This window comes from Vibrio sp. 1731, assembly GCF_033339955.1.
Taxonomy (GTDB): Bacteria; Pseudomonadota; Gammaproteobacteria; order Enterobacterales; family Vibrionaceae; genus Vibrio; species Vibrio alginolyticus.
The window spans coordinates 15222-28503 of the sequence record NZ_JAWOVO010000029.1 but is presented as its reverse complement, the minus strand read 5'-3'; the positions used below and the strand labels follow the sequence as shown (position 1 = coordinate 28503).

Annotated in this window: 9 protein-coding genes; 4 read left to right on the top strand and 5 right to left on the bottom strand. The window is 44.3% G+C overall.

Going from position 1 to position 13282, the window contains the following annotated elements; translation table 11 throughout:
* Positions 1-293: 293 nt before the first annotated feature.
* The 3 genes from gltX to chiP all read right to left on the bottom strand — a co-directional run bounded on the left by gltX (position 294) and on the right by chiP (position 3740).
* Entirely contained in the window at positions 294-1721 is a 1428-nt protein-coding gene (gene gltX / locus R7035_RS22620) for a glutamate--tRNA ligase (protein ID WP_005384075.1), read from the bottom strand.
* Between the two features lie 177 nt (positions 1722-1898).
* Positions 1899-2495: a DUF2057 domain-containing protein gene (locus R7035_RS22615; RefSeq protein WP_005382008.1), complete on the bottom strand. Its 597-nt coding sequence runs from the start codon at positions 2493-2495 to the stop codon at positions 1899-1901.
* A 123-nt stretch (positions 2496-2618) separates the two neighbouring features.
* Positions 2619-3740: a chitoporin gene (chiP, locus tag R7035_RS22610; protein ID WP_017819978.1), complete on the bottom strand. Its 1122-nt coding sequence runs from the start codon at positions 3738-3740 to the stop codon at positions 2619-2621.
* Positions 3741-4218: 478 nt separating this feature from the next.
* Between chiP and R7035_RS22605 the strand changes: the two genes are divergently transcribed.
* Together R7035_RS22605 and R7035_RS22600 are read left to right on the top strand one after the other, a co-directional pair.
* A complete protein-coding gene (locus R7035_RS22605; RefSeq protein ID WP_186584435.1) occupies positions 4219-6915 on the top strand; it encodes a heavy metal translocating P-type ATPase in 2697 nt (898 codons plus the stop codon).
* Positions 6916-6936: 21 nt separating this feature from the next.
* On the top strand, positions 6937-7386 hold the full coding sequence (locus R7035_RS22600; RefSeq protein ID WP_005382005.1) for a DUF411 domain-containing protein: 450 nt from the start codon (positions 6937-6939) through the stop codon (positions 7384-7386).
* A 65-nt stretch (positions 7387-7451) separates the two neighbouring features.
* Here the strand turns inward: R7035_RS22600 and R7035_RS22595 are convergent, their stop codons facing one another.
* Complete coding sequence (locus R7035_RS22595) at positions 7452-8144, bottom strand: oligogalacturonate-specific porin KdgM family protein (RefSeq protein ID WP_005382004.1); 693 nt, start codon at positions 8142-8144, stop codon at positions 7452-7454.
* 439 nt (positions 8145-8583) lie between these two features.
* The gene (locus tag R7035_RS22590) at positions 8584-11235 is read right to left on the bottom strand and encodes a beta-N-acetylhexosaminidase (protein WP_318146270.1); all 2652 of its coding nucleotides are present in this window, start codon (positions 11233-11235) and stop codon (positions 8584-8586) included.
* 494 nt (positions 11236-11729) lie between these two features.
* Between R7035_RS22590 and R7035_RS22585 the strand changes: the two genes are divergently transcribed.
* Both R7035_RS22585 and R7035_RS22580 read left to right on the top strand, forming a co-directional pair.
* Positions 11730-12602 carry a TraB/GumN family protein gene (locus R7035_RS22585; protein WP_054576682.1) on the top strand — a complete coding sequence of 291 codons (873 nt, stop codon included), beginning with the start codon at positions 11730-11732 and terminating at the stop codon, positions 12600-12602.
* Between the two features lie 151 nt (positions 12603-12753).
* On the top strand, positions 12754-13137 hold the full coding sequence (locus R7035_RS22580) for a hypothetical protein (RefSeq protein ID WP_372009610.1): 384 nt from the start codon (positions 12754-12756) through the stop codon (positions 13135-13137).
* Positions 13138-13282: the final 145 nt, after the last annotated feature.

Genomic DNA, 13282 nt, shown 5'->3' with positions numbered 1-13282 from the left:
TAGCTAAAGCAAAGGTTTTTCTTAAAAATGAGACAAACAAAATGGAACTTTAAGGAACATGGATAAAAATCAATCAGATATTTGATATATAATCGCTCGTTTTTTATTCATGCCAACGATATTTGGATTAAAAAATCTTATCCATATTGAGGTAAATTACAGGTGAAACCATCTCTTCATTCACCAATATGAGAGAAAGTTTCTCGTTATCTAAATTGAAGATACAAAAAAGCCGCGGTTGCTCACCGCGGCTTTGTGACTATTTATTCAAAAGAACGTTCAGTTCAAAGCAATTATGCGTTTGCTTCACGCTCAGCAATGAACTCAAGCGCCATCTTAATGCGAGCAATACAACGCTCTTTTCCAACCAGCTCCATTACTGCATCGACAGAAGGAGACTGACCCCCGCCTGTTACAGCAACACGTAATGGCATACCGATTTTGCCCATGCCGATTTCCAACTCTTCACATACTGCTGCGATAACGCCATCTTTGATGTTCGCTGTCGTCCACTCAGTTAGTGCTTCCACTTTCGCTAATGCAAGTTCTAGAGGCTCTTTAGCCACGCCACGTAGGTGTTTCTTCGCTGCGCCCGCTTCAAACTCAGAGAAATCTTCATAGAAGTAACGGATTTGCTCAGCTAGCTCAACTAGTGTGTTGCAACGCTCACCCACCAGCTTGATCACGTCAGTGATAGCAGGACCATTCGTTACGTCTAGTTTTTGTTGATCTAGATGCCATTGTAGATGCTCAGCAACGTACGCAGGATCTGAGTTCTTGATGTAGTGGTTGTTCAACCATTGCAGTTTGTCAGTGTTAAAAGCAGACGCTGACTTAGATACTGCGTTTAGGCTAAATAGATTGATCATCTCTTCTTGAGAGAAGATTTCTTGGTCCCCATGAGACCAACCAAGGCGCACTAGGTAGTTGTTTAGTGCCGCAGGCAGGTAGCCCATATCGCGGTATTGCATGACTGATACAGCGCCGTGACGTTTAGACAGTTTCGCGCCGTCATCACCCAGGATCATTGCACAGTGTGCAAATGTAGGTACTGGCGCACCTAGTGCTTCGTAGATGTTGATTTGACGAGGCGTGTTGTTGATGTGGTCTTCGCCACGAACAACGTGAGTGATACCCATGTCCCAGTCATCCACTACTACACAGAAGTTGTAAGTAGGTGAACCGTCTGTACGACGAATGATTAGGTCATCCATTTGATCGTTGCGGATTTCAATGCGACCACGGATTTGATCATCAAATACTACGCTGCCTTCTTTCGGGTTACGGAAACGGATAACACATGGATCGCCATCTTTTGCCGCTTCGTTTGCTGCTTTGATTTTTGGATGGTTAGCATCGTAGCGAGGCATTTCTTTATTTGCTTCTTGCTCTGCACGGATTTCATCTAGCAGCTCTTTAGACGCGTAACATTTGTAAGCTTTGTCTTCAGCAAGAAGCTTATCAACCATTTCGTTGTAACGGTCAAAACGTTGAGTTTGGTAGTAAGGACCTTCATCCCACTCCAAGCCTAGCCATTCCATGCCTTCAAGAATTGCATCAACCGCTTCCTGAGAGTTACGCTCAAGGTCTGTATCTTCGATACGTAGAACGAATTCACCACCTTGGTTTTTAGCGTATAGCCAAGAGTAAAGTGCAGTACGCGCACCACCAACGTGTAGATAGCCAGTTGGGCTAGGAGCAAAACGAGTTTTAACCGTCATTTGAGTTCCTTAGGGGTAATGAGCAACGAGAGATCTCTCGTTGTAATGTCAAGGATAAAAGTGGCGACATTTTACCACCGTAAGTCAATTCTACAATCGGTTTGACAACAGAAATAAAAACAGGGCAGAACCAAAAAGGCACAGCCCTGCTATTTACTGTTAAAGCACGAGACGAAATTACTTCAGGTTACGCATTGCCCATTGCATAAATTCTTGCTGCTCTTCACGGCTCAATTCATTAAACGATGCTTTGATTGTTTTGGTTTCCGCTGGAGAAGACGCAATGCTTGCCTTAGTCGATTCTTTATTCATTGCGTTATTATAGTCGGCAACTTCTCGTTCGTAATCACGAAAACCTTGCAAACCACCTTTACGAAGTTGAACCATAGAGAATGCCACTTCTTTTCCGTTTTTGTCTTTCAATACCACTTTAGGATCGAGTTCGAAGGCTCTCGCCTCTTCAATAGTACGGAATGTTTGATAAGTCAGAGAAAGCTCGGTGTCTTTTTCTGCATCAAACTCTAATACCAGCGGCTGCGAATCGAATTTACGGCGCTTTCCATCTTCAAATACGATTTGTCCAACCGTTACCGCCAATTGGTTTTCCCCATCCTTTAACTCGATGCTGTTGTTCTTGGATATCCACTCAGGGTAGACGAACTCGCCGTTGAGAACGCGAGGAACTAATTCAGATTGCAGAGTGAGTTGAGCAGCAAAAGCTGGCGCTGAAAGCATTGCGCAAAGTCCGAGAAGTGTCGTTGTTTTTTTCATCATGGTTTCTCACTTTATACCAATTTAGATAAGCCTCTAAAATTTACAGGCCAGTCATTTCAAAGGCTTATTTGAATAAGTATCAAGATAAAAAGGGCGTTTCCGCCCTTTTAGCTGCTTCTTTAATTAGAAGTAGTATTCAACACCTACAGAGAACTCGTCGTAGTCAGCAGACTTCCAACGTGCTTCTGTTGGTTTATCTAATTGAGACGCACCGTCTCCAAAATCTAGAGTACGAGCACGCACGTACAGCACTGCCGATGGGTCTACGAAATACATAACTTGTGCTGATAACACATCGTCCGCTGTATCGTTAATTTTCTTACCATCACGCTCTAGATCAAAGTTAGCGGCGTAAGCCAGTTTGTATTGCCAATCACCCGTGGTGTACATGATAGCGGCAGACATTGCATCTTGCTTTTCACTCACACCATTGCTTGCGTCCGCCTCCATGTATTTGTATTGCGCGAAGAAAGAGATTCCGTTATCAAACCAGCCTTGTGCCCCTACCAAGTACGTGTTGTTTTCCCACGTTTGGCTTTCCATCTTGATATTACGGTTACCTTCATATGCCGCATCTAACTGGATAGGACCAATTTTGTAGTGTGCAGCGATACCACCCCAGTAGTCATCCCCTTCACCTAGACCTGCTTTATCACCTGCACCAGCTGCGATATCTAGGGAGAATTTGTCAGCAAACATTGGAGAGTCCCAGCGGATAGTGTTTGATTGACGGTCTTGGTACTTGGCGCCACCAATAGCACCACCCCAGTCGTATACATCGCCCAGGCCAGGGTTAGATGCTGGCCAGTCAACCAATTCGTACATAGGTGTCAAAACGCGACCCAGGCGAATTTGCCCCCAAGATGCACTTTCAAAACCGACGAATGTGTCACGTTCACCAAGACCTGCGCCCTCGCCACCAAAGCTAGGGTCTACATAACCGCCTTCGATTTGCCAAATAAAAGTAGGGTCGAAGTTAGCAAATTGTTTCTTACCACGGAAACCGATACGAGATTCGTTGTTTAGCTGCATGCCACCCAAGTCATCGTCCGTTGCTTTGCTGCCAGAATCGTAATCGCGGTACGCGGCCTGCATCGCGATGATCCCGTAAACTTCATAAGAAAATGAATCTTTGGTTAGAAACTCTTTTGCTGCGTCACTGTTTGCACCATCAGCAAATGCAACACCACTGAACATCATGCCGGTAATTGCCGTGGCAAGTAGGCTTTTCTTTAGGTAAGACATTATAAACCCCTATATTTTTAGTTTTTTCCATTTTCAAATTCACTAACTAGGACATGGCAGGAACTTGAAACAGTGTTTGGACGGGGCAAATATGACAAACTTTTTTCGCACTAAAAAACTTTCCCTACAGCAATCTGAGCGGCTTCAAAATGAGAAGATCAAAAATAAAATAAATCAATAAAAAACAATTAGTTAAAATCAAATATAAAAAATAAAAAACGTTAAAAGTACGTTTTGACACTGAACTGACATTGAGAGCATCTAAAAAACGTGAGCGACTTCATTCATCTTTTAGGTGTTTTAACGGAACTTTATATTCAAAGAGAAAAAACCTTGAGATCACTCGCAAGTAAAATGACCGTGCACTTGTGGGATTCGAGAGATTTTGACGAAATTGTTGTGAGTAGCAAATGGGTATTGACCTTACCCTTGCAGGAAGGTTTAAGCTCATAGCATCACTACTATTGAGGTGCAGATTATGTATCAGTTAGTTATACCTTTATCAGGGCTCAACTGCATGGGCTGTGCGAGAAAAGTTGAGAATGCTTTACATGCGAATCACGATGTGGAGATCCTCAATTTGTCCCCGACGCAAGTAGAGGTCAAAACCGAGTCTTCTCTTAAAGAGCTCGTCTCGTCGATTGAATCTCTTGGTTACCAAGCAGGAAATCACTACGAACTAAACCTTTCAGGCTTAAGCTGTGGCGGTTGCGTCAAAAAACTTTCATCTTTATTAGAATCTAATCAAGACGTTATTTCTTTTGAGGCTTCAACAACGCACTTAGAGATTCGTACCCTCCTCTCCGAGCAACAAGTGATCGACTTAATAGCAACACTCGGCTATACCGCCAACCTTGATTCTGTTGAAGTAGAGAACGAAAGCTCACCAGAGACCGAACAGGTAGAAAAGCAAAGCAATATTAAAGATACGCAGGTGCCACCAGCGAGTATTCAATTGCAAATGCTGATTCAAGGCATGACGTGTGCGAGTTGCGTATCTTCAGTAGAGAAAGCACTTACTAACGTAGAAGGCGTTGAGAAAGCACAGGTCAACCTTGCAGAACAAAGCGCACTAATATTCGCAAGCCAAGACTCTGATGACCTCCTTAACGCAATTGTTGAATCGGTAAAACAAGCCGGTTACCAAGCAGAGATCCTACAAGGCGCCGCAACCCAGCAAGAAAAGCAAGCTCAGCAACAACGTCAGCAGCAAAAACGCTTCAAACTGGATGCTATTGCTGGCCTTGTCGTCGGTGCCCCTTTAATGATTTGGGGCGTTGCTGGCGGCAATATGATGATTCGCAACACCAACGACCAATTAGCTTGGGGCGCGATCGGTATCGTATGTTTACTCCTTCTTGCCACAGCGGGGAAACACTTCTTCAGTAACGCTTGGTTAGCAGCTACTCACAAGCGCGCCACCATGGACACGTTAGTCGCGCTCGGTACTGGCGCAGCGTGGTTCTATTCGATGCTTGTGGTGATTTTCCCAGACTGGTTCCCTCTTGCTTCACGCCACGTGTACTTTGAAGCGAGTGCAATGATCATCGGCTTAATTTCTCTTGGTCACTATATAGAAGCAAAAGCCAAAGCAAACACAACACGCTCATTGCAAGCTCTGATTAACCTGCAACCTCAGCAAGCTACGGTAATCACGGAACAAGGCGATCAACAAATCGCGGTTGAGCAAATCACGCTAGGCATGAAACTGCGTATCAAACCAGGCGAGAAAGTGCCTGTTGATGGTGTTGTGATTCAAGGTGAATCATACATTGATGAGTCGATGCTCACTGGTGAACCAGTACCAGTGTTAAAAGCGCAAGAGGCTCAAGTGTCTGCTGGGACATTAAATACCGATGGTGGATTAGTCATTGAGGCAACGGGCATTGGCGCAAATACCATGCTGGCTCGTATCATCCGCATGGTGCGCACAGCGCAAAGCAGTAAGCCAGCCATCGCGAAACTGGCAGACCAGATTTCATCGGTGTTTGTCCCTGTCGTTGTTGGCATAGCAATACTGGCCGCACTCGTTTGGTTTGCCGTTGGCCCAGAGCCAAAAGCGAGTTATATGCTGGTGGTCACCACAACCGTCCTGATCATCGCCTGCCCTTGCGCTCTAGGCTTAGCAACCCCACTTTCTGTCACGGTGGGAGTGGGTAAAGCCGCAGAGCTCGGCATTCTGATCAAAGACGCCGACGCCCTTCAATTGGCAAGCAAAGTCGACACGATTGTATTCGACAAAACTGGCACGCTTACCCAAGGTAAACCTAGCGTTCAGCAAGTGTTTACTCACGCCACCAGCCAAGAAGATCTATTGGCTTTAGCGTATGCAGCAGAGCGTCAGTCTGAGCACCCACTGGCAAAAGCGGTATGTGATTACGCCAAACGACACGACGCAAAGGATGTCTCATTAGACAAGTTTGAGAACGTTCGCGGGCGCGGCATTTTGGCGACGTATCAAGATAAACCGCTGCTCATTGGTTCGCTTCAATTTATGCAAGCAGAGAACGTCGAGACTAGCGCACTAAAATCTGCCATCGATGAATGCGCAAAAAATGCGTGGACTCCGGTAGCTGTGGCATTGAACGGCGAACTGATCGGTCTGATCGCCATTGCCGACCCGATCAAATCAGATGCGAAACAAGCGCTCTCTGCATTAAAATCGCAAGGCATCAAAACGGTAATGCTGACGGGCGATAACCAACACGTTGCCAATGCTATCGGCCAAGAACTTGGTATTGATGAAGTGATTGCCCAAGTAATGCCAGATGAGAAAGCTCAGCACATTGAGCAACTTCAATCTCAAGGACATGTCGTGGCAATGGTGGGGGATGGCATTAACGACGCCCCTGCTCTCGCGTTATCCAACCTCGGTATTGCTATGGGTAGCGGCAGTGATGTCGCCATTGAAAGTTCGCAAATGACCATCCTGAACACGTCACCAATGGCGGTAGTACATGCGATTGAACTCTCTCGCGCTACACTTAAGAACATGAAGCAAAACCTATTTGGAGCCTTTGTTTACAACTCGTTGGGTATTCCAGTTGCCGCTGGTGTGCTTTATCCAGCGTTTGGATTTTTGCTCAGTCCTGTTGTCGCAGGAGCGGCAATGGCACTGTCTTCAATTACTGTCGTTAGTAATGCAAATCGACTACGACTGTTTTCAGTAAAATAACCACTTCTTTTTGAGGGTATTATGAAGTTGAAACTATTGACCTTTGCAATGCTTGCGACCGTGTCCGCCAACGTATTGGCAGCCGATGTCATTAACCATAAATCGCCATACTGTGGCTGTTGTGGAGAATGGACAAAACACATGGAAGAGAACGGCTTTACGGTCGAAGAAAAATTGCACGATGACATGAACGCCATCAAACGCGATCTAGGCATCAAGAACGAACAGCTTTACTCTTGCCACACGGCAGAGATCAACGGCTATCTGTTCGAAGGTCACATTCCAGCCGAAGACATTAAAGCGTTTTTGAAAAATCCACCACGTAACGCAAAAGGCCTATCAGTACCGGGCATGCCAATGGGCTCCCCTGGTATGGAATATGGCGACAAAAAAGACAGCTACACCGTTTACGCCTTTAACGAAAAAGGCCAAGTGTTCGAATATAGCCACCACGAAGGCAACGACCAATAAAAACAAAGCCCAGCGAGATAAACCGCTGGGCTTTTTCTTAATGGACAGTTAAGACAAATATAAAATTAGAAGCCGTAAGAGGCACCAAATACAAAAGCGTTATTCACTAGGCTGTCACCACTCGCGTTTTCTGCACCGTGTGCTTGACTACGGAACTCAAAGTAAGGTTGAACACCTTTACGAGTCCACGTTGCACGAAGCTCGTGGTCCATGGTTTCCGCTTCAATCATGTAGACGTTGTTGTAGCTTAGCGTCACATCCTCATTCATCACGTAACCGATGCGGTTGTCCATGCGGTAATCTGTATCCGCATCTGCGTCTGTCGCATCAATGTGCGCACGAGTACGGTTACTTAAGGAGATGCCGTTATCGAAGTTGTAACCGATCTTAACCAATGGACGGTACTGTACATTCTCGCCAGCAGAGAACAGGTGTTGGTAACCCGCGGCAACCCATAAATGATCGGTAATATTAAATGACTGCTCACCACCCACAGTGATTGCTGGTGTTGTGTTACCTGCGCCACCGTTTTCTGTTTCCAGTTTACCCAACTGAATACCATCAAATTCGGTGTAAACCGTAAAGCCGCCGAATTGGTTATCAAAAGTATGACCAGCTTCCAGTGTAGACGTAACGTCCGAACCATGAATTCGACCATCATCGTGGAATTGAACATTACCTGTTACGTAAGAAGAACCAGCAAAAGCGCTAGAAGCGAAAGCGAGAGAAAGAGCACTCAGTGCAAAAATGTTTTTCATAATTACTGCCTTTATTTATTCACGTTATGCGATAGTTTTAGAGGGCATCTCTTCCCTTTTATCGCAAACTTTGGAATGTGCCTCCTTGGCGTTCGCAATATTGTTTTAATTAATTCGCGATGGAAAATAAAACATTTTAAAAAGTGATCTTGTTCAAACCGAAGCTCAACAACCCTGATAAAAACATGGGAAATACAGGCACTTATCGTATTTTTATAAAATTATTCAAAAAATAGAAGTGTGATCATAAACAGGTTGTTTATTGATATTTAGCAGATTAAGTCGATCCAGTTCACAATAACCTTGACCATTGCAACCAAAAACTTATTTATCAATGAAAAATAATTAGACATCGATCACGCTTAATTTCCTCAAAAAATAAAGAAAGCCCCAACATGATGTTGAGGCTTTGCCAAAAAATTAACTTACAAGAATTGAGTTATTTCACGCTGGTCACTCGACTTGCTTTCTCACCGGTTGCTGACACGGAACGGATAAACACTTCACCTTTCACATTTGGACGAGCACTATCTGCGTAAGTTAGCCAGTTCTTGCCGTCTAGAGAGTATTGAAGCTTCACACCCGGGAACTGAACGTTCATTGCCAGTTTACCCTCTTCAACTTTCGCGCCTGGTACAGGTAGGCGGTAGTCGATACCCGCTTTTTCTAGCTTAGCCAGTTCGCGTTGGCCAAGTACGTTCGCAAAGCGGTTGTAGTCTTGGTTTAGCGCAGCTTTGTTTACTAGGTTAGAGTTTTGCGAGTATTCAACACCCACTTTGTAGTCGTTTTCCCAATCAGCACGGTGCCATGCACGTTCAGCGGCTGCCAGTACGCGAGGGAATACCATGTACTCGTATTGCTCGTCGTTACGTACTGTCTCAGACCACAGCTGTGCTGATAGACCATAGAAAGGTTTCGCTTTGATTTCACTTTTACCAGTGAAGCCGTTACCATCGCGGTCTACAGAGGTTTCTGCGTTCTGAGGCATGTTCTCTGGTGCAAAACCAAACATCTTACGAGTATCTGTTGCACGCGTCGCCCAGTAGTAACCACGCTCTTTCGGGTCAACTTCGTACGGCATGTCCATGTATACGTAGTCTGGGTTAGAAACGATAACGTCGTAACCTTTCTTAGACCATTCGTACACTGATGATGTGCCACCCCAGTAAAGAACGTCCCAGAAGTTAACACGCGTGTTTTCTGTTGCGAACGCTTTCTCACCTTCACTGTACTTAAGGCCATCTTGCCAAGCTTGGAAGTTTGGAATGCCTTTCTCTGCCACCATCTTCGACACTTCTTCTGCAAAGTGGCTTGGTAGATGAGCAAAATCGCTTACCGTACCGTCTGCAATTAACGTCTGACATTGTGGTGACTGTGCGAATGGCTTGTCTTGCTTAGACAAATCAATGTTACCCTTCCAGCTTACTTTGTCTTCTGCGTTGATGTCTTGCAGACCAGCGCCTAGCTTGATGTTCTTCGCTTCGTCACCACCAAAGTGCCATGTTGTTAGCGGCGTGCCCGCTTCTTGGTGCATTGCTGCTACTTCTGAAATCACTTTATCAACAAAGCGAGTTGAAGATTCCATACATGGGTTGATGAAGCTTTGCTTGTTGTAGAACTGAACCGTCGTTACGTTCGATGTATCTTGAGGATCCATCAGGCGGTACTCGTTCGCTTCTGCTTCTTTACCTTCTTCCATTAGACGGTCGTAACGTGCTTCCATTGATACCACTGCTGCACGAGCGTGTGCTGGCATATCGATTTCAGGAATCACTTCGATGTTACGCGCTTTCGCGTACTTCAAGATGTCCACGTAGTCTGCTTTGCTGAAGAAGCCAGAACCAAAGTTGTCTGTCGTTGCACCTGAGCCAAGCTGAGGCAGTAAACAGCTTTTCTCTTCCAAATCGAAACAACGGTTAGCACCCACTTCAGTCAGCTCTGGCAGACCCGGGATTTCTAAACGCCAGCCTTCATCATCCGTTAGGTGAAGGTGTAGTTTGTTCATCTTGTACGCGGCCATTTGGTCAAGCGTTGCAAGAATCGCGTCTTTAGAGTGGAAGTTACGAGCCACGTCCACCATCACACCACGGTAATCAAAACGCGGCGCATCTTTAATAGACAGTTGTGGTAGAGAATCAGCATTTTGGCTATCTACCAGGCCAAAGATAGATTGTACTGCGTAGAAAGCACCTGCTTGGTCAAACGCTTTAATCGCAATACCGTCGCCTTTGATGCTCATTTCGTAAGCACCAGATTTTGCCAATTCACCGGTGAAGTCTGCAGGAACAACAGTGATGCTTACAGGAAGATCACCACGAACATCCACATCTACCACTTCTGCACGACCTTGAATTGCTGCGTATTGAGCCGCATCGAATGCGTCTTTAGGCAGCGCAATACCCGCCGCGATATCTACCGTACCTTTACCTGCTTCAACAGACATTGGCGTTGGTAGTAACGTGGTTGATACGTCTTGTTTTGCTAGATCTTCGTTCTTCTCGAAACGAGACACAGCGCTCGCAAATACGTTGTTGTCATCTGGCGTACGTTTTAGGTTGTTACCCTCAAGGCCAGTCACGAAAGATGCAACGTCTTCTGTGTTAAGAGAAGCGATCATCTTAGGCTCTGCATTTGGTGCAGCAACGAAAGCGCCTGGCATGAAGTCAGTTTCAAATAGCTGCCAGTATTCAGCAACAAGAGGAAGCACAACCTCTTCACCCGCAGCAAAACCATCAAACTTATCTGTTGGTTCTAGTTTGTGTAGATCACCCGTTACGCGAGAGATTTTAAACTGTTCGTTTTCAACATCCAGAATCAGACGAATGCTATGGAAGTAAATAGCCCAATCTTTTGAGTCAACCGCTTCACCTTGGTTAACCAGCGTCATGTTTACCTTGTTACAAGACGCCCACTCAGCCCCTAAGTCCTGACAAGCAAGACCTTCGTTTGCACCGTGGTTAGTCAACACTTGGTATTGAATATCAAGATTATTAGCCAACGAATTTACAACTTGTTGTTCAGAGCTTTGCAGCGCAGAGCAACCTGCTAATGTAGTGATAACAGAAACAGCAATCAGACTAGGTTTAAACATCTTACTTCCCCAAAAAAGTCAGTGGTTCAAAACGACAATGATAAAAATCTCGGCCCCTCAAATGCGAGGTGCCTAACCGTTACATTCAACATACAACCTGTTATTTCTAAGCGTAAAATAAATAGAAATAGGAAGTGATCCAGTTCAAAAAATGACACTCAGAAAAAATAATAAAAACCTAATTTTCATGGAGTTACAATACACGTCAAAATCGAACAACTTGTTTTGACGAGTTTGCTGCGATCTAGGTCACTTATATTCATGAGTTACGACTGATTTTGTAAGATTTGGATCACGCCTAATTATTTTGTGAGCCATTAGTAAGCGAATTACCTATTTACCTTTCGTGAAGTGACTCTCATTTATTCGTCGTCAAAACTCGTCAATATTTTTAGAAATGACGATTTTGTCGAATACCCCACTGGAGAAATTGCACTTAACCTCACGCTATTTTGCGTATAAAGTTTAAAGGTATCTTATCTGAGGACCATTCTATGTTTCGTCTCTTGACGCTCATATCATCTCTACTTGTTACTTTGACTCCTTTTTCATCTTATGCAGAGCCACAGCATTGGTTAGCAAAAAAAGGGGAAACCGAACTTATGATTATTGGCTCGGTACATGTGGGGGATAAAACGATGTACCCACTCCCTAGAACGGTCATCCAGCATTTAAGCCAAAGCACAGGGTTGATTATTGAAGCAGACGTCAGGAATTCTGAAGGCTTGGTTTACCCACAAACAACCATTCTTTCTAAAGATGTTTTAGACAGAGCTCAACGTCGCCACTTAATTGAAATTGCCCAAGATTTAGGTTTGCCAGAAACTCAACTCCTAAATTCCCCACCTTGGATGGCCGCATTCACCATCCAACTCGCTTTAGTCAACAAACTGGGGTATGTCTCTGATAAAGGGGTCGACATGCACTTAATAGGACTCGCTGATAAAAAGCAAATCCCGGTCATTCCACTAGAGTCCGTGCAATTCCAAATCGATTTAATCGCAGGTCAATCAGAAGGCGGTAAAGAGATACTTCTCTCATCAATTGAAGAATATGATGGCGGAGAAGAGTTGGTTCAATGCTTGATAGAGAGTTGGAAGAGTGGTGATGGTAGCATGTTGGTCGAAGCCTCTTTGACCGATCATACAACAGAAGAGTTTAACCAAGCCTTTTTATACGAGCGTAATCGAGATTGGGCTAAAAAACTCGACACTGGCAGTGTTCTACCTCAGCAATCGGGTCGTTACACCGTTGTTGTTGGTGGCTTGCATTTAGTAGGTAAAGATAACCTGATTGAACTGCTTAAAAATCGGGGATTTAACATCAAACCACTGGGTAAGACGCGCCAAGCAAATTGTGATATCTAGTGATTGTTTGAAAAATGCCATTTAAATATAATTATTTAAATACAACCATTTAAAATTCATTCAAACTTTCTTATAAAACGCCGTTAAGCTAAGTGGATACAAAACAACTCATATGAAATTTAAATATTTATTCCTATACACGATTGGAATTATGCTCACTTCTTCGTTGTCTTATGCTAAACCGCCATGCAACGTAGAATCTTTTCAAGCTATTGATATAACTCCGGAAGTAAAAGGCGGTGTTTTAGATAAAGAGAGTGGTCAATTTCTTATTACCGAAAAACCAATGATGCGTTGCGCGAACATCACGTTTTCAACAGCCCACACTCGAAATCGCGTTGCACATATGATGAACCAAGGCTTTGAAGCGGTTTACTATGATGGAAATACAAGCAAATCTCACTCAGTAACGTTTGATGAAGACGATTTAAAAGCGGGTTACGTCAAGATTGGGCCAAATCACCCAAAGACCGCTTATGTCTGTTTCACTACTTCTGAAACTCCTATCAATACTATCTCGTGTGACATCAAGTAATAAATTTACTCGCTCTAAAAAATGAAAAGGCCCTACATTTCTGTAGAGCCTTCCTCTCAATACGTGTCGGTGAAGAGCCATGTTCTAACTTCAAGCGAACCCCATTTGGTTCGATACTATTGAAGTCTAAAATTACTAGCACTAA